Source organism: Stenotrophomonas sp. STEN046, assembly GCF_056759755.1.
The window spans coordinates 18,601-35,180 of the sequence record NZ_JBRRDR010000002.1; the positions used below are offsets into that span (position 1 = coordinate 18,601).

The 16,580-nt window shown below is 61.4% G+C and carries 17 protein-coding genes; 4 read left to right on the plus strand and 13 right to left on the minus strand.

Translation table 11 applies throughout. The annotated features are described in order from the left end of the window. Positions 1 to 48: 48 nt before the first annotated feature. A complete protein-coding gene (locus ACVOLJ_RS01390; RefSeq protein WP_481563266.1) occupies positions 49 to 486 on the plus strand; it encodes an acetyltransferase in 438 nt (145 codons plus the stop codon). On the opposite strand, the gene ACVOLJ_RS01395 is transcribed toward ACVOLJ_RS01390, so the two are convergent. Further along, positions 477 to 986 carry a GNAT family N-acetyltransferase gene (locus ACVOLJ_RS01395; RefSeq protein WP_481563267.1) on the minus strand — a complete coding sequence of 170 codons (510 nt, stop codon included), beginning with the start codon at positions 984 to 986 and terminating at the stop codon, positions 477 to 479. The genes ACVOLJ_RS01390 and ACVOLJ_RS01395 overlap by 10 nt on opposite strands. Before the next feature lie 285 nt (positions 987 to 1,271). Between ACVOLJ_RS01395 and ACVOLJ_RS01400 the strand changes: the two genes are divergently transcribed. From ACVOLJ_RS01400 to ACVOLJ_RS01410, 3 genes are read left to right on the plus strand one after another with little or no spacing between them, the layout of a single operon-like run. Next, a complete protein-coding gene (locus ACVOLJ_RS01400; protein ID WP_481563268.1) occupies positions 1,272 to 1,916 on the plus strand; it encodes a hypothetical protein in 645 nt (214 codons plus the stop codon). A 44-nt stretch (positions 1,917 to 1,960) separates the two neighbouring features. Next, complete coding sequence (locus ACVOLJ_RS01405; RefSeq protein WP_481563269.1) at positions 1,961 to 2,614, plus strand: hypothetical protein; 654 nt, start codon at positions 1,961 to 1,963, stop codon at positions 2,612 to 2,614. After that, a complete protein-coding gene (locus ACVOLJ_RS01410; protein ID WP_475280503.1) occupies positions 2,611 to 3,936 on the plus strand; it encodes an XVIPCD domain-containing protein in 1,326 nt (441 codons plus the stop codon). The genes ACVOLJ_RS01405 and ACVOLJ_RS01410 overlap by 4 nt, the downstream gene beginning before the upstream one ends. Positions 3,937 to 3,988: 52 nt before the next feature. Here ACVOLJ_RS01410 and ACVOLJ_RS01415 read toward each other — a convergent pair whose 3' ends face one another. The 12 genes from ACVOLJ_RS01415 to ACVOLJ_RS01470 form a co-directional block, all read right to left on the minus strand. Continuing rightward, positions 3,989 to 4,897 carry a hypothetical protein gene (locus ACVOLJ_RS01415; protein WP_475280504.1) on the minus strand — a complete coding sequence of 303 codons (909 nt, stop codon included), beginning with the start codon at positions 4,895 to 4,897 and terminating at the stop codon, positions 3,989 to 3,991. A gap of 624 nt (positions 4,898 to 5,521) precedes the next feature. Then, the gene (locus ACVOLJ_RS01420) at positions 5,522 to 6,544 is read right to left on the minus strand and encodes an XVIPCD domain-containing protein (RefSeq protein WP_475280505.1); all 1,023 of its coding nucleotides are present in this window, start codon (positions 6,542 to 6,544) and stop codon (positions 5,522 to 5,524) included. Between the two features lie 57 nt (positions 6,545 to 6,601). Continuing rightward, positions 6,602 to 7,138, minus strand: coding sequence for a hypothetical protein (locus tag ACVOLJ_RS01425; protein WP_475280660.1), 537 nt, complete (start codon positions 7,136 to 7,138; stop codon positions 6,602 to 6,604). A gap of 389 nt (positions 7,139 to 7,527) precedes the next feature. After that, positions 7,528 to 8,568 (minus strand): DUF4189 domain-containing protein, encoded by a 1,041-nt coding sequence (locus ACVOLJ_RS01430; protein ID WP_475280506.1) that lies wholly within the window; start codon positions 8,566 to 8,568, stop codon positions 7,528 to 7,530. Further along, positions 8,552 to 9,019: a DUF4189 domain-containing protein gene (locus ACVOLJ_RS01435; RefSeq protein ID WP_475280507.1), complete on the minus strand. Its 468-nt coding sequence runs from the start codon at positions 9,017 to 9,019 to the stop codon at positions 8,552 to 8,554. The genes ACVOLJ_RS01430 and ACVOLJ_RS01435 overlap by 17 nt, the downstream gene beginning before the upstream one ends. 363 nt (positions 9,020 to 9,382) lie before the next feature. Further along, positions 9,383 to 9,916, minus strand: coding sequence for a DUF4189 domain-containing protein (locus ACVOLJ_RS01440; RefSeq protein ID WP_475280508.1), 534 nt, complete (start codon positions 9,914 to 9,916; stop codon positions 9,383 to 9,385). A 31-nt stretch (positions 9,917 to 9,947) separates the two neighbouring features. Then, positions 9,948 to 10,463 (minus strand): type IV secretion system protein, encoded by a 516-nt coding sequence (locus tag ACVOLJ_RS01445; RefSeq protein WP_475280509.1) that lies wholly within the window; start codon positions 10,461 to 10,463, stop codon positions 9,948 to 9,950. 245 nt (positions 10,464 to 10,708) lie between these two features. Beyond that, positions 10,709 to 11,251, minus strand: a complete 543-nt coding sequence (locus tag ACVOLJ_RS01450) for a DUF4189 domain-containing protein (RefSeq protein ID WP_475280510.1) — start codon at positions 11,249 to 11,251, stop codon at positions 10,709 to 10,711. Between the two features lie 210 nt (positions 11,252 to 11,461). Continuing rightward, positions 11,462 to 12,010, minus strand: coding sequence for a DUF4189 domain-containing protein (locus tag ACVOLJ_RS01455; RefSeq protein WP_475280511.1), 549 nt, complete (start codon positions 12,008 to 12,010; stop codon positions 11,462 to 11,464). Positions 12,011 to 12,051: 41 nt separating this feature from the next. Beyond that, positions 12,052 to 13,206, minus strand: coding sequence for a TrbL/VirB6 family protein (locus ACVOLJ_RS01460; RefSeq protein ID WP_475280512.1), 1,155 nt, complete (start codon positions 13,204 to 13,206; stop codon positions 12,052 to 12,054). A gap of 75 nt (positions 13,207 to 13,281) precedes the next feature. Next, positions 13,282 to 14,073 carry a hypothetical protein gene (locus ACVOLJ_RS01465; RefSeq protein WP_481563270.1) on the minus strand — a complete coding sequence of 264 codons (792 nt, stop codon included), beginning with the start codon at positions 14,071 to 14,073 and terminating at the stop codon, positions 13,282 to 13,284. 59 nt (positions 14,074 to 14,132) lie between these two features. Further along, positions 14,133 to 16,571: a VirB4 family type IV secretion/conjugal transfer ATPase gene (locus ACVOLJ_RS01470; protein WP_481563271.1), complete on the minus strand. Its 2,439-nt coding sequence runs from the start codon at positions 16,569 to 16,571 to the stop codon at positions 14,133 to 14,135. Positions 16,572 to 16,580 lie beyond the last annotated feature (9 nt).

The window sequence follows — 16,580 nt, forward strand, 5'->3', positions numbered from 1 at the left end:
GCCCCATCTCTACAATGGAGGCCTTCCCGAAGCACCTTGGACGATTCAATGACCACCCTGCGCCCTTCCCGTGCCAGCGACGGCGACTGCCTGATCGACCTCTGGCGACGCGCCGTCGATGCCACCCATCACTTCCTCAGTGCCGAAGACCGGCAGGCCATCGACGTTGAAGTGGCCGGCTTCCTGCCGCAGGCGGCACTGACCGTGGCCGTGGATGCGCAGGACCGGCCGCAGGGTTTCATGCTGATCGACGGCTCGCACATGGAGGCGTTGTTCATTGATCCCGAGGTGCGCGGCAGCGGCATTGGTCGGCAGCTGCTGCAGAGCGCCCTGGCCGCGCATCCACGACTGACCACCGACGTCAATGCGCAGAATGCGCAGGCCGTTGGCTTCTACCAGCGCATGGGGTTCGTCGAAACGGGGCGCTCGCCGGTGGATTCACAGGGCCGTCCGTATCCGCTCATCCACCTGCGCCATCAGGGCTGACCGGCCTCGAACGCTGGCGAGTACCGCACCTCCCCCTGTGCCATCGGCGGCTGCAGGGTCAGTGCCTGGAAGTATTCTGCCGGCACGCCTGGAAGCACCAGATCCGGCACTGCGCGGAAGCCGAAACGCCCGTAGTACCCCGGCTCGCCCAGCAGCACACAGCCGCGCGCGCCTTGGCTGCGCAGCGCATCGATCGCGGCCTGCATCAGCGCCGTACCCACGCCACGCCCCTGTTGATCGGGCAACACCGAGATCGGGCCCAGGCCGAACCAGCCCGGACTGCCGTCCTGCACGCTGACTGGCGAAAGCGCCACATGACCAACAAGCTGGCCAGCCTGCTCTGCAACCAGCGAGATGCTCAGTTCGCCGCGTTCGCGCAATGCGTCGACGATGAACTGCTCGGTATGGCTGCTGTGGGCAGCATCGCGGAACGCAGCTTCGGTGAGCGCGTGGATGGCGGCGTGGTCGTTGCTGGATTCGGGGCGGATTGTAAGGTTCATGGCGGGCATCGTATCTGGGTGAGGAAACTGTGAATTGATGATTCAAGTCACAGATTTACGGTAAGCGCTTATTGCGACGTTTCGTCGCCCTGGCGCCCTCGAATCTCCTGTGCCGCAGGCGATTCGCTGCTGACGCCCGTCGCGGGGCGCGTCAATAAACCGGCATTCCGGGCCGAAGGCGACTGGCGCCAGGTTTCCCGGGCACTCCATAATCGCTGGACCTGTCACCAGGGAAGGATAGATGGACATGGATGCACGATGCAGTAACACGCCATGGACCTAGCGATGCATACGCACGGTGCCCGCCCCCTGCTGCAGGCGGCCGCCCTGCTTGTTCTGTCGGCATGCTCGCCGTACTCAGGCGCCGAGCGCGATGTCGCCGCAGGTGGGCGCGGCCTTGCCAAGCTCAATCCCGCACCACGGCAGGCCTACGAACTGGTGCTGACACTGAAGGATGCCCCCGGCCCGTTCGCCGTTGTCGAGGGCGTCGCCCAGTACGACGCCAGCAATTACCCGGACTGTGGGCGGATCGTGCCTGCGACCGGGACTGCGGGGCGCATCACCAGCCAGGAGCCGGTCGAGCTGCGCAAGGTCGGCGAGAACGAGTACCGCGGCACGTTCTACCTCGACCGCATGCAGGACGAGGACTACTACGGACGCGGCGCCTGCCATTGGACGCTGACCGGTGTCGGCGCGATGCTGCGCGCGACTGACGGCGAGGCCGATACCCGTTTCCTGACGTTTCTCGATAGGGAACGCATGACCGATGGGGCGCCTTTGACACTTTACTATCCGTGGCTGATCTATCCACGTGCCGATACCGTCGCCAATTATGGCGCGAGTGGCGAACAAGATCCCACCGAGTACAGCTCCGATCTGCGCGACGCCTTGTTCTCGACCACGACCACCGTGCAGAAGATCACGCCGTGAATCGCCAGTTCCATGCTTCCCCCTATCCCCAAAGGAGGCCGACATTGCGAAACAAGATGCTTCCGTGCCTTGCTCTGCTTCTACTGACCGCCTGCAATCCGGAGACCGCCATGAACCAGGAACGTGCCGCTGCTGAAGCCGATGTCGCCCAGGGCGGCCGCGGCCTCGCCAAGCTCAACCCCAGCCCGCGCAAGGCCTATGAGCTGGTACTGCGCCTGAAGGATGCCCCGGGCGATTTTGCGGTGGTCGAAGGCGTTGCGCAGTACGACGTCACCAACGAAGACCAGTGCGGCCACATCGAGCCGGCCACCGGCACCGCCGCGCGCATCACCAGCCAGGAGCCGGTGGAACTGCGCAAGGTGGCTGATGGTGAATACCGCGGCACCGTGTACGTCGATCGCATGCTGGATGAGGATTACTACGGCCGCGGTGTCTGCACGTGGGAGTTCACGGGTGCGGGTGCGATGCTGAAGGCCACTGGCGCTGAAGGCGAGACCCGTTTCCTGACGTTCGTCGACGCCAAGCCGTTGACCGAAGGGAGCGCGCATACGCTGTTCTATCCGGATGAGGCCTACCCGCGCGCGCCCCTTGCTGCCAACTACCCAGCGACCGGCAAGGCCAATCCTGCTGACTACGTCGCCGAACTGCAGGGCAAGCTGTTCACGATGAGCCTGAGCGCCAGTGAGGTCACACAATGACCATCACTTCCCAGGACTATGCCGCGCTTTCCGATGATGCCTACAAGGACCGTGCGGTTGGGCGCCGCGATCCCGGCCAAGAAGAAAAAGTCACGCTCAACGGGCACGAGTACAAGATTCTTGAGCACGTCAACAATCGCCTCAACGGTTACCAAGGTACCGTCTACCGGCGAACCGACACCGACGAGATCGTCGTCGCTCATCGCGGCACCGAACAGATTGGACGTGATGCGATCCTGACTGACGGAGGCATGGTTGTCGCACGTACCAACGTACAGGCGCCCGACGCCATCGCGCTGACCCGAAGCGCTCTTGATTTCGCCAAGCAGGACGCCGCATTTGGAGGCCATGCTCCCGAGGTCACCGTCACCGGCCACTCCCTTGGCGGCACCCTGGCCCAGATCACCTCGCACCACTTCAACATCAAGGGCGAGACCTTCAACGCCTATGGTGCGGTCAGTCTCAGCTACCGCATCCCCGAAGGCGGCAGCACCCTGATCAACCATGTCATGGCATCCGACCCGGTCAGTTCCGCGTCGCCGCACTTCGGCCAGGTACGCATCTACGCCAACCCGGATGAGATCAAGCGACTGTCAGCGGCTGGCTTCAGCAATCACCCGCTGCGCGACCTGATCCCGGATCGGCCGATCCTTGCGGCAGGCAGCTCGTTCGGCGCGCACAAACTGGGTAACTTCCTCAACGAAGGCTCGGTGCTGAAACATCCGGAAACGCAGCAGTTGGCGAAGGACAACGCCAAGATGATCGAGGAGTACCGCGATGACGTGGAATCGCTGCGCCGTGGCGTGACCCGCACTGCGCGCGGCATTCCAGGTGGCGCGATCGATCTGTACGACCACGTCCGCGGCCCGCTTCAGCCCGGCGAACCCGCGCGTCGCGAAGCCGAGAAGAACGGCCAGCACACCAGCATGCTGCGCATGGATGATGCCAACCATGCCGGCAACCCGTTGTTCAACGATGCGATCCGCGGCGTGCACGCGCAGGACGTACGCGCTGGCCGCGCACCGGACGTGATGAGTACGCAACTGGCCGGCTCGTTGGCCGCTGAAATGCACGCGGCCGGCGGCAAGCGCATCGACGAGGTGATGATGAACGCCGATGCTTCCCGCAGCTTCGCCGTGCAGGGTCAGGGCGGCGACCCCAGCCATCTGCGGGTATCGGTGGATACCGCGCTGGCGATGAACACACCGCTGGAGCAGAGCAGCCAGCGCATCGACCAGCAGGCTGCCGAACAGCGCCTGGCGCAGAACCGCGATCAGCAGCTGGAGCAGCAACAGAACGCGTCCCGCAGCATGCAGGCCTGATGGAGACAGCGGGAGCCCGTTCATTGGCTCCCGCTTTTCCTGTCGAGCTATCTCAGGGGCTGGACACGGCCGAGGCGGTTGCCGTATCTACCCGCACATAGGTATCCGGGCCGGAATCCGGGAAGCCACCACAGGCCTTGTCACCCGGTGCAACCGGATCGCACGGCCACTGCTGGCGTGTCACCGTATCGCGCAGGTCGAAGCTGCGGCCATTCCAGACCACGAAGGCCAGATGCTCGCGGTTCCAGTCGCTGAAACTGTGCGGGCCGGTCTTCTGCGGCGATTCCGGATACTGCACGAACCAGCGCATCGCCGGGCCGTACTGCAGCTTGCTGTGGTCGAGACTGACCTTGCCTTCGCGGCTGCGATGGCGGGCACGGTCGGACTCGGCAATCACCGGTGCGGCTGGCATTACCTTGGCGGTCACATCCACCGGCACACCATCGCTACCCTGCTGGTACACCCGCTGGCGGACGTAGGCCTGGCCGCAGCTGCCTGCCGCAACACGCACCGGCTCGGGGGAGCCTTCGCTGGGCAAGGCACCATCGGCGCAATCGAACGGTGCTGATACCAGGTACGTCGTGACCGACGCATCGGCGCCTTCGAACGAACGCACCCAGATGTCGCCCAGGCGAGCGATGAAGTCCGGCCGCTGACCCACGCCGGCCACGGCCTTGAACCACGCCTTCTGGCGTACCTCGCGCTCGCGCCAGCTCCGCGGCAGGTGGATGTCCTGCTCGGGCAAGGCGACCAGCAACGCGGCCAGATGGGGCGGCAACGTGCCTTGGCAGGCACCGATCATCAGATCGCCCTGCGGCGCCAGCCGCCCGGCCAGATCGACCGGACAGCGCGCACCCAGCTGGCGTTCGACGGCCTGGTCCGGCGCCAGCGGGATGATGGGGAGCGCGGCTGGGGGTGCAGGTGCCGCAGATGCGGGAACGGCATCAGGTGCAACCGCCACTGGCGTGGGCACCGGGACTGGTTCCGCTGCCGGCAGGGGCGCAGGTGCCTGCGCGGCTGGCTGAGAGACCGGCTCAGGGGCTGCGTTGGGCGCAGCGGCGGCAGCCACAGGTGCGGGTTCCGGCTCCGGCGCCGCCGCGGGGGCTGGAGCAGGTGCGGCCGGCGCGACTGGCTCGGCAGGTGCCGCAACAATCGCTGCAGCCGATGCCGGCTGCGGCACGGGCGCAGGTGCCACCACGGCCGGCGGTGTAACGGCCTCGATGGATGCAGGCGCAGGCGCTGTTTCCTGCGGCAGACCGGCCGCGACAACGGAGGCGGCAGGCGCCGCAGCGGGCGCCTCGGTGACCGCCACGGCTGGTGCCGTCGCGGCAGTCTCCGCCTCGACAGCCTGCGCAGCCACAGGGGGCTGTGCTGCTGCTGGCGGCTCCTGTGCCTGCGCCACCGCCGCGGCCAGGCCGAGCGGCAGCAACCACAGCGCGGGCAGGCGTGCGCCCGGTCGAACCTGGCAAATCAGGGAAGCATTTCGCATGTTGTGTCCTTACAAAAGAGATCCATATCCGCACCCGAAGGTGCCCGGCGTCGTGCGATGGGCCCGCCGGTCTCCGACCTGCAGGCGGTGCCCAGATTACATGGAACGCGAGCGATTCTGCTCCTGCTCGCGGCTTACCGAAACCGCCTGTTCCTGGCGTGCCGACGCATCGGCCGCCAGCTGCTGGCTGCTTTGCTCCAGCGGCTGCTGGGCGGCGGCCTCACGCTCCACCATCGAGCGCTGCATCGCGGGGTCACCCATGGCGCCCTGCACCGCGAACAGCGCCCTGCCATCGGTACCCGCCACCACGTGATCGATGCGGCTCATTCCCGCCCTCTGTGCGCTCAGCGCCAGTGCGCCTGCCGCATTGTCCAGTTCCTGCGCACTGCGCAGGCCGCTCTGTGGCCCCAACTGCTGCAGGTGGCCGCGCGCATCGGTGAACAGGCGGTTGCCCGCATGGGACGGATCGGACATGTCGCGGGGGCGCTCCGGTTCCGGCAGCTGCGCCCGCTCGCCTACCTCGCCGCGCGCAAGCCGGTCCATCACGTCCGGCGTCAGCTTCTGCTGCCACGCCTCGAAGCGCTTGAGGCGATCCTCCACGCCGTTGAGGGCGCCGTTGATCGCATAGGTCGCTTCCCGCACGTCTTCCCGTGCCTGCTCCGGCACGCGGCTCTGCCACTGCCACACGGCAATCCGCCCGGCATGCTCAGGCTGCGACGCCAGTTGCGGCTGATTGAGCAGGTCCAGGTCCAGCGCCTTGCCGGCGCGCTCGTAGTCTTCCTTGCCGGTCAATGGCAGATACCCGCGCCCGTGGTACTTCAGCGCATCGCCGGGCGTATCGTTGCCCATGCGGCCGCCGTACATCAGCTCGGCCAGACCCTCGGGACGGCCGCGCAGCGCTTCCTGGCGCGCAGACTCCAGCGTGTCACTGCCATTGCGCCAAGCGGCTTCCACCGGAATCTGCGAGATACCCCGGGTGTAGTTGAAGCTTTCGTTGAGCCGGCTCAGCCCACGCGATTCGTGCCCGGCCTGTGCCATGAAATTGGCCAGTTCACGGGGGGACTCGATACCGGCATTCGTCGCCTGCCGCAGCAGTTGCGACTCTCTATCGGTCGACACAGTGCAACTCCTGAATTCTCATCAGCGCGGATTCCTTTCCGCCGGTTGGAGCATGGCTCATGGAAGCGACACCTCGGCGACAGAGGACGGGTCGAAGTCCTCGAAGCGCACCCGTCCCAGTTCGGCCACCGAGAAATCCCGGATGTTCATCGCTTCGGTCTCGATATCCACGACCTTGCGTCTGACACCATCGACCCAGCACGCCCGATCCGCCGTCGCATAGCGGAAGGTATAGGTGCTGCTCCAGCGCTGGCGACTGCCGCCGTTGGTGATCACGCTGAAGGTGTCTTCCTCAACCATTGCATACGCAAAAGGGTCGCCAGCCAGGCCACCCCGGGTAGAACACGGCACCAGTTTGTCGTTGCGGGCGGCCAGCTGCCAGCGTCCGCGGCCGTCACCGCGCAGCAACAGCAGCACCCGGTTCGGCCCGTGCTGGCCCGGGACCAGTCCCTCCGGCAAGGGCTGGTCGATCACCAGCAACTGGTACTCGGTGCCATCGCCGCTGAGTTCGCCCCTGACGGCCTCCAGCAGGTTTGCGCCCGACGGAACAAATGCCAGGGCATCGTCCATGTGTGCGCCACGCCTGTCGTCCATCCCCTCCCACTCCTTCAATGTCGTCTTGCCGGTGCCTGCGCTGCAGTTGTACATCTTGGCAGCGACCGGCCACTCCGCGAAGGCCGATGATAGCCCCGGAAAGACCACAGCCGCGATGGTGGCAAGCGTCATCCGTTGGACGGGCAGACAGGGTCCTCATGGACGCAAAAGCTCCTGCAATCGATAGCGCCGGCGCGTCATTTTTCTGACGCGCGGAGAGCTTACCGCGAGGGGGCCGGTTGCGTCGAAGGGAGGAAGGAGTAAAAAGCGCTCTTGATCACAGAAGACGATGTATTGTCAGCACAGATCGTCGCCAGGGCTGGCGGCGGCCAGCGACGTTCATGTTCCACACCTGCGCCCCGGCTCTTCGGCGCTCCCCCCACAGCCAGTCACATGCAGTTGTTGAACACCAACGGACAGTATCTGGCTTCGGATTCTATGCAGTCGCCTACCGCCGCTTCCTCTGCTTCGGGCAGCGTCTTGGCCACACCCGCGAAGGTCTGCACTACGTCGCTGCCCTTGCTGCGGCTGCGTACTACCGCTGCGCATTGGCCAAGGGTGAATGCTGCGACCACCTTGCAATCGCTGGACCCACACTGCCTGACCGCAGTATCGCGCGCATCGCGCTCGTTCACCCCCAAGTGGATCGCATAGGCCTTGGGCGCGCTGCCTGCGGCAATCGCGCTCCACGCCTGCGCCATGTTCGCGACCATGCGTCCATCCTTAGCAGTGCCAGTGGATGTACCCCGCTTCTCAAGGGGTTTGGCGATGAACTCCGCGGCGCCTGGGAATGGTTCGAACTTGGGATCAGCCACCTTGCCCAGCACGTTCAATGAAACGCGCTGGATGAAGCGCTCTGCCGCCTTATACCCGTGCTTCCAGCCCGTACAGAACGCCTGTTCGGGCGGACTCTTGCATTCGCCGCCTGCACCCGAGCAGGCGGCGTTGGCTGCGGCGCCTGCCTCCTGTTTGCTTCCGCCATGTCCGAGGTACATCCCGCCCTGTCCGCTGTACGCCGGCGCCACGCAGGTGTTGGCAAATGTCACGATCGGGTAGCAGACGCCCTTGCATGCCTTCATGGCGTTGGTCAGCGCATCGTCACTGGTTTCATCATTGAGATGGACGAACCAAGAGCCATCTTCGGTATTGACCGCCAGCGCCCCCCACCAGTCACGCTTCGCATCCTTCCTCAGCTGCGCGTTCCGGGCTGCAGCGATGTTTCGTGCAATCTGGTCGGCGATATAGTCCTCCTCGGTGTACACATAGCTGCTGGCCTGTTGGCTCTGCTGCCACTGCACATAATTGTTGACGTTCTGTGCATGTCGCTGCATCTGTGCCTGGCGCCCGTCCTGGGCCATCGCCGGCACCACGACAGACGTGAGTAGGACGGCACATAACCATCGCAGGCCGCGGTCAGAAGCAGTATTCACTTTGCACTCCGCATTTCTTCGCACCAGAAGCCTGGCAACGATCCATGGCCTTGCGGCTCAGCTCATCGGCTTTCACTGTACGACCATCACCTGCCTCGACGAATGTTGCCCGGACACTGGGCCGGGAGTCTGCGTCGCTGGCGATCGCCATGCAGTGGTGACGGATCGGGAAGACAACCAGATCTTCGCATTCGCCCCACTTCTTGCTGCAGTCGCGTCGCGCCATCAGCTTGGCCTCGACCTCCGAACCGCCGACGGCGGTTGCGATCTGCTGCTTGGCATCGCTCACCGCCATGCCGATGAACATTTCCCTTCCTTCGGGAATCTGTGCAGTCATCGTTCCCGGAGGCGGCAACCCCTCCAGGCCAGACTTCTGCTGTGCGATCGCCCCACCACTTGCGAGCAGCGCGAGCAACAGCCCACATCCCATGTGCTTCATGCGTTGCGGCATGCTTTTTCTCCAATGATTGGCAGACCGGGCGCATATCGAGAGCACCCGAAGGCAATACGATAGCCCCCAAGGGTTCGCCATCGTATCGGGATTTCCCTACATTGAATCGGCTGAAGAATTACGCGGACGTGTTGATTCTTGCACGAACTTGACTATGTCCTGCGTGCTGCTCAATAGGGGCCGAAGCCGATGAACGGCACCAAGGCGACTTGGTACAGCAGCAGCATCGAACCCGAAGTCACCGCTGAGCCGCCGGCGCCCTGGCCAACTGCCCACAAGGCACGATTACTTCAGAGGCTGACCGCGCTTCAACCTAATCCACCACACGTTCGATGAAATCACTAAATTGCCCAAAAAAATAGTTTAAAATTTCTCAAACAGCGGCTCAGTGCAGCCTGAATAAATGACTTTGCAGCCATTACTTCCACGCTTCGTGCATATATTCATAGCCGTTGCCATCGCAACATCGACAGAGCCAGCTCGCGCATAGGTCGAGCCACCCAACTCTCCGTCGCTGGGGGAAACAAGCGCCGTGCATTGATTCTTGAAGGTCAGTACAACCTCACAGTTTGAGGCGCCGCGCTCGGAACAGTTGGCCAAGGACTCAGCGGATGCTTCTGACTTCGCTCGCTTCCCCAGGGCGACTCCCACATCCCCGTTGTCAGCCAATGCAATTGCCCCCCATGTTTTGATCCATCGGCCCATTGGCGTAGGACCGGTCTCCGCCGCTCCCTGCCCACCAGGGATTGGCGCGCACCCGCCAACGCCCTGCCCGCCCACGGGATACTGGCCGGGGGGGCATCGCCCCTCAGCATGAGCGGAAAGAGAGCTACCTAGAATCAACGCACTCGCTAAGAGTAGTAGCGCCATACTCCAACGAAATTGTACTGCTCTCATTGCAAAGCTCCTGCTGATCTACAGCCAAGTATTAATGCGGCGCGAGGCCCTTACGACCCATGTCGGGACTCGCCACGGCTGACGTTGAACTACTGCCCATTACGTTGACATTGGAACCAACAGAAGTACTTGCCCCTCCTTGAGTGGAGCCGCCCTTTTCCGGAGTGCTTGGCATGTAGCTACCTGGCGGCTGTCCATTCGGTCCCGGCGCAGCAGCAACGGGGCTGCCACCTATCTGCGAATATGCCATGAAGCCACCCAGCGTGCCCTGGAAGAACATCGCTGCCATTGGGGGCGCAGTCAGGATCAACGTTGTGAGGATCAGACCCATGCCGCCCTGCTGCAGCGCCTGGCTGGTCATGTCGACACTGCCATTGGGGTCCAAGAAGTACCTGTCGATCAACGCGCTGGTCCAGAATGCAGCCGACACACGAATAACCATGTCGAGCGCAATGGAGATCATCGCCGTCAGCACGGCCATTGAAAACATCGTGCCGATGCCATAGAACACCCACTTCTGGAACAACTGCTTGGTCTGATCGTACAACGGGACAGGACGATCAACTGCGTCAGATCGATAAGTGACGCCACAACGAAAGTATCGAGCCGACTGTCACAGTCGCGGTGTGGCCAAACGCCGACAAAGCTCAACTCTTGTTGCCGGGCAGATGACCGACAGTAAGGGGTCTGACATCACCAATGTGATACTCAGCAGGCCCAACTGCACATCTGGCAGCCTACCTTCATCGAATACATTAGTTGACCACTGACCCGTCAATTACAGCAGCAGCTTCAGAACTTCTCGAACTCAGGCTTCGTGCAGTTGGAATAGAAAACCTCACAACGCTTTCCGCCAGAATCGACACACTGCTGCCGCGCATTGCTCTTGGCGATAGAGAGTGTCTTCCCACTAGCTATTCCCGATTTTGAGTCAGAGTTCTTCGTCTTGGGAACGAGCCACACAGCACACTGATTGGCGTATGTCAGAATAACAGAGCAATCCTGCGCACCTTCAGCTTGGCACTTCCGGGATGCCTCCAGCTTCGCATCCCACCCGGAGTAAAGGCCTGTGGACACCCCTACAGCAGAGGTGGATTCCGAATGAGAAATTGCACCCCAAGTTGTGTGCCAACGACCGTTAGGAGTCGGCGGCAGCGCAGGCGCGCTCGAATCTCCGGTCGCTCCCCCTGGAATCGGGGCACAACCGCTGACACCTTGACCACCAATGGGAAAATAGCCAGGCGGACAACTCCCACTCTCCGCCAACGCGCCCCTAATGGAGAACAACCCACAACACACAAGGACGACAATGCATCGACGAAAAGCAGCACTCATAAATCCAGCCTATTTCCTACGCGGCCTCCAGCCCAGTAGACGTCTGACCACTTCCCTCAGAAAAGCCAAAATCGATCACGAATCTGGCTTTATAAAAATATGTCACCTAACACAGACTCGACTGTGGCTTCAAGTTAAAAAGAGAACTCTTATCAACCTGAAAAATCAGCACGCACGGATAGCTAGTCGAAAAATTCTTCTCATAACAGACTAACGGTAACGCCTAAACTCCGACATGCTGCAAGCAGAATAGGCCACCTCACACTTCCCACCGCCGTTTATCGAAGAGCACTCACTCAGCGCCGCAGCCTTCGCTTCATCTATCGTCTTCGCACTCACCGCCGTTGACTTTGCTGGAAAGTGCTCTCCAGCTGAAAACGTGAAATCCGCAATTGCTGCACATTGATTGTAGTAGGTCATCCGCACATAGCACTTTCTTCCACCGCGCCGCTCACACCTTTCAAGCGCTACCGCCTCTGCCTCCCGCTTGGAAGGTTGACCCACCACGGCCCCGGTGGCCATTGGCACTCCTGGTTGCGAATCTTTATCTTCCGCGACCGCACCCCATCTAGTTTCCCATTCGCCAGTGGCAACGGGCGCCTGTTGCTCGCCCTGCCCTGCGTTGCCTCCAGGAATTGGGGCACAACCAAGCACACCATTCGAACTCCCGATAGGATATTGACCAGGCGGACACCTCCCCTCCGCATACGAACTCAAAGGAAAGCCAATTGCAGCGATCAAAAAAAGCAACCTATACATTTAATGACTCCAATATCCTGCCAAACACTACTATAAAGACGTTATTTGCCTGGCGCCTTTCCATATGTCCCAGGCCCCATTCCAGGACCTGATGAACCGCCGTCATCGACTGATCGTCCACCAGTTGATTGTGCTGCGGCCGAGTTGTGATGCAAGACAGAATTAGTGGTCTGAGCCGGTGTATAGCTACCTGGCGGCTGTCCATTCGGTCCAGGCGCAGCCGCAACCGGGCTGCCGCCTATCTGCGAATATGCCATGAAGCCACCCAGTGTGCCCTGGAAGAACATCGCCGCCATTGGGGGCGCAGTCAGAATCAGCGTCGTGAGGATCAACCCCATGCCGCCCTGCTGAAGCGCCTGGCTGGTCATGTCGACACTGCCCTCGGGGTCCAAGAGGTACTTGTCGATCAACGCGCTGGTCCAGAATGCAGCCGACACACGGATAACCATGTCGAGCGCAATGGAGATCATCGCCGCCAGCACGGCCATCGAGAACATCGTGCCAATGCCGTAGAACAGCCACTTCTGGAACAACTGCTTGGTCTGATCGAACAGCAGGCACAGGATGAACAGCGGACCCAAGCCGATGAACAACGCCAAGGCGACTTCGTACAGCAGCAGCATCGAACCCGCCGTCACGGCCGGGCCACCCGTGCCCAGGCCAACGGCCCACAAGGCACGATTCTTGTCATCGCGCAGGTTACCGTCATCGAGCACCTTGATTGCATCAATGCTCGACAGGCCCACCTGCATCCAGGCCAGGCTCTTATCGATCTGGTCTTCCGGCGAATCATTCTTGCCGGTCACCACGTAGGTGATCTCGTTCTTGACGTCCTTGATCAGGAAGTTTTTCAGGCTGCCACCGAACATCGCCATGCTGGTGGCAACACTGACGATCAACGCGGCACGCGCCATGTTGGTCACCAGAACCATCATCGAGTCGCGGCTGCGTCCGGTGACGATACGGAAGCCCTGGATGAGCACCCACAGGGTCATCAGGGTCAACGCAATACCGCCAACCCACGCCATCATGTTGCCCAGCAACTCGATGCCGAAATCGTCGATCCGCTTGCGCAGGTAAGACAGGATCGACCGGAAGAAGACGAAGTCCCCGATCGACTGGACCCGCACGGCGTAACCCAGGAGCTCGTGGAGGCCGCCTGAAAAATCAAAGCTTGTGATCGATCGAATGTTCATTCCTGATGTTCCTGTCTGATTCCTTCACGCCGGGCGCCGTTACCCGGCAGGTGCATCCACGCATTCCGGCTTCGATCACTTGATGCTCAGCGCTGCATTCAGTGCGACGGTCTTGACCAGATCACTGGCCAGGCCCTTCTTGCCCTTCAATGCCTGCTGCGCCACGATCTTCTGATTGGCTTCCATCACCTCAATGTAAGAGTCGTACGCCTTGATGCGTGACTCGAAATTCTGGATCGACGCGTTCATCTCATTGGCGGTACGGAGCGAATCATTTGCAACCGCGTTCATGTCACCGAGGCGATTGCTACCGAAACGAATCGAAGCGATTTCATCGAGACTCTTGATGAAGGACGGCCCGGTCCTTTCCATGAAATCGACCGCATCGTTGTACTTTCGATTCTGCATCATGCGGATATTCACGCAGATCTGCTTCTGCTGATCCTTCCAGTCACCGGTGGAATCGAAAACGATGGAGGTCAGCATGCTCTTCAGATCGGCGCCGGTACCACAGGTTTCAGCGACCAGATACTTGGGAGTCACCCGGGTCAGCGGCGCGGCATCAGGCAGGCCGAAATCGTTGGTGATGCCCTGGATCTTCACCAGAAGCTCCTGGTACTCCTTGATCGTCTGCGTCCATTCTTTCACCCAGTTCGCGTTTTCCTTGATGTACTGGGTCTTTTCCTGAATCTTGGATGTGAGCGTATTGAGTTGGTTGAAAATGTGCTGGAACAGTGCAGGACCGGTTTCCTGCACGGGGCCGATGGCACCCGCATTCGTTGCCGAAAGAGCCAAGGCAACGCCGAGCACTTTGGCCACCGGCTTGAGTACCTTGCGGGCGTTGGCCCGATGCTTGACGTTATCCATGAAGAAACTCCTGTTGTGCTGATTGACGTCCACTTGCCTGTCTCCTGAGCGCGCCACCGTCAGGCGGCATCGGACTGGGCCCCTTTGCCCGAACCCTTTCGATTCTTGTAGAAATCTTCAAGCCACTGTTCCGGCGTCAGTTCATCCACCGTCACTCGTGCGCGTACCGCAGCCGTCTGCAATACGCGATGCATGATGTCGATGTTGTCAGTGGACGCCGAAATCACCGACAGAATGTCGTCCATCCCGCGGAGGTTGAGCTGGCACACGCTGGACGCGTGACCCTGCTTGACCAGGAAACAACGCGAGCGCTCATCCAAGGCGGTGACCACCTTGAACTCGGCCTCGGTCAGCTTCAGGCCGTCCATGTAGTCGCTCTTGCTGGCGTTCGGGTTCGGAAGCAGGATTAACGTGGCGGTCTGCTCGATCAGGGCTGCGGAGATGTCGCTCTTCAGCGCATCCTCCGGGCTCTGCGTCGCGAAGATGCCCAGGCCATTCTGCTTACGGATGGTCTTCTGCTTGTTCTTGGCGAACTCCTTCAGGCCACCCTCACCGTCCAGAATTTTCCAGAACTCGTCCATCACGTAGATCAACGGGCGACCGTCGATCAGCGACTCCAGGCGATGCAGCAGGTAGTTGATGACCGGCACACGCACTTCGGGGTTGTCGATGATGTCGGTGTAGTCGAAACCAATGATGTTGGCCTTGCTCAGGTCCACGGTATCGACCGGGTTGTCGAAGACCCAGCCCAGCGAGTTGCCCGAGGTCCAGCGGCGCATGCGCGCGTACAGGCCGTCATCGCCCATGTTGGGCAGGCTCTTCTGGAAATTGGTCATGCTGCGCAGGTGCATCGGCGTGTCTAGCATGCTCTCCACCGCGCGATAGATATCTTCTTCTTCGCGGGAGCTGTACTCACGCTTTCCTGCCAGCACCTTGATCAGGTCGGCCAGGAACTGCACATTGCTTTCGTTGTTCTCGCACTGGAACGGATTGAAGCCGGTCGGCGCGCCGTTCTCCAGGGCCAGATAGTTGCCACCACAGGCACGCACGAAGATCTCTGCGCCGCGGTCCTTGTCGAAGAAGAAGATGGTCGGCGATGGGTCGTACTTCTGCACCTGGCTGAGCAGGAAGTTGATCAGAGCGGTCTTACCCGTACCCGACTTACCGATCACCATGGTATTGGCGATCGCCTTCTCACCCAGCGAGTTCTCTGATGGGTGGGTAGCGTGGAAGTTGAAGTAGTACGGCTGGCCGTTGGTCGTCTGCAAGGTGGTGACACAGTCACCCCACGGATTGTTGTGCTGCTTGCCGGTGGCGAAGTTGTGCAGTGGCGACAGGCCAAGGAAGTTCAGCGAGCTGACGTTGGCCAGGCGGGTGCGGTAGCGCCAGTTGGCCGGAATCTGCGAGTAGAACGACGAGGTGACAGCCAAGTCTTCCTTGGTCGTCACGAAACCGGCGTTGGACAGCTCGGCACGGGTGGTAGCCACGTTCTGGGACAGCTTGGCCTGACTGTCACCATAGACCGCCATGATGAAGTGGTACTCGCCCAGCACGAAGTTGCCGGATGACAGATGGTCCATCGCCTGGTCGAGCTCGACGATCTGGCTGACGGCCTTGTCGCCGGAAGAAATCATCATGCCTTTGGTGCGGTCGAGCACCTTCAGCGCGTCCTGGCGCCCCATCGGGCTGAACGAATGGCTGATGACGTACTCGAAGTCCAGATACTTCAGGCCGTTGAGGATGCCCGGGTAGGTGCCCTCGGCATACTCCTTGATGTTGAGGATGGCGCCGAAGTGATTGACGCCGTTGGGCGTATTGATCACGAAGTCGCCGGTCTTGGCCGAGAACATGTGCCGGCTGACCGGCAGGTAGTCCTTCACTGGCGCCGACAGCACCGGCACGGGCTCATCGATGCGATTGATCAAGTAGCCGAAGAGCTCCAGGGTCTCGGAGAACACCACGCCATTCTTGGCTTCGTACATGCCCAGGCGGTACGGCGCGTAGTCGCGGATGACGGCTTCGACGTTGCCAGCCAGTTCCATCAGCTTCTCGACGGCCTGTTCCTGCTCGGCGCGGAGCTTGTCGACGTTGGCCGACTTCTCCACGAAGCGCTTGCCGGCCACTACCGGCCGGTAGAGCATGGTCAGGTACAGCTCGTTCTGCATGATGCGCTGCGAGGACAGCATGCCCATGTACTGGTCGGACACGTCCTGGTTGAAGCGCTGCTTGTAGCTGCTTTTGCCCTTCAGCGTGCGGCGACGGCGGATGTCATGCACCCAGAAGGCGACGTTGACGAAATCCGGCGCGCGCAGCGTCTGCAGCAACCGATTGAAGGTGTTGTGCCGATGCTCCAGCTCCCACTCCTCGCGCCCCACGAACGGCAACCCCTCTAGGTGCCAGGTCAACAGATAGTCGCCGCCCGTGGTCTTCACCACGTTTGGGGCTACATGCGAGGACAGGGGAATGAATTCGCTGATGGACGTATCTGGGCTGAACATACGACTGCT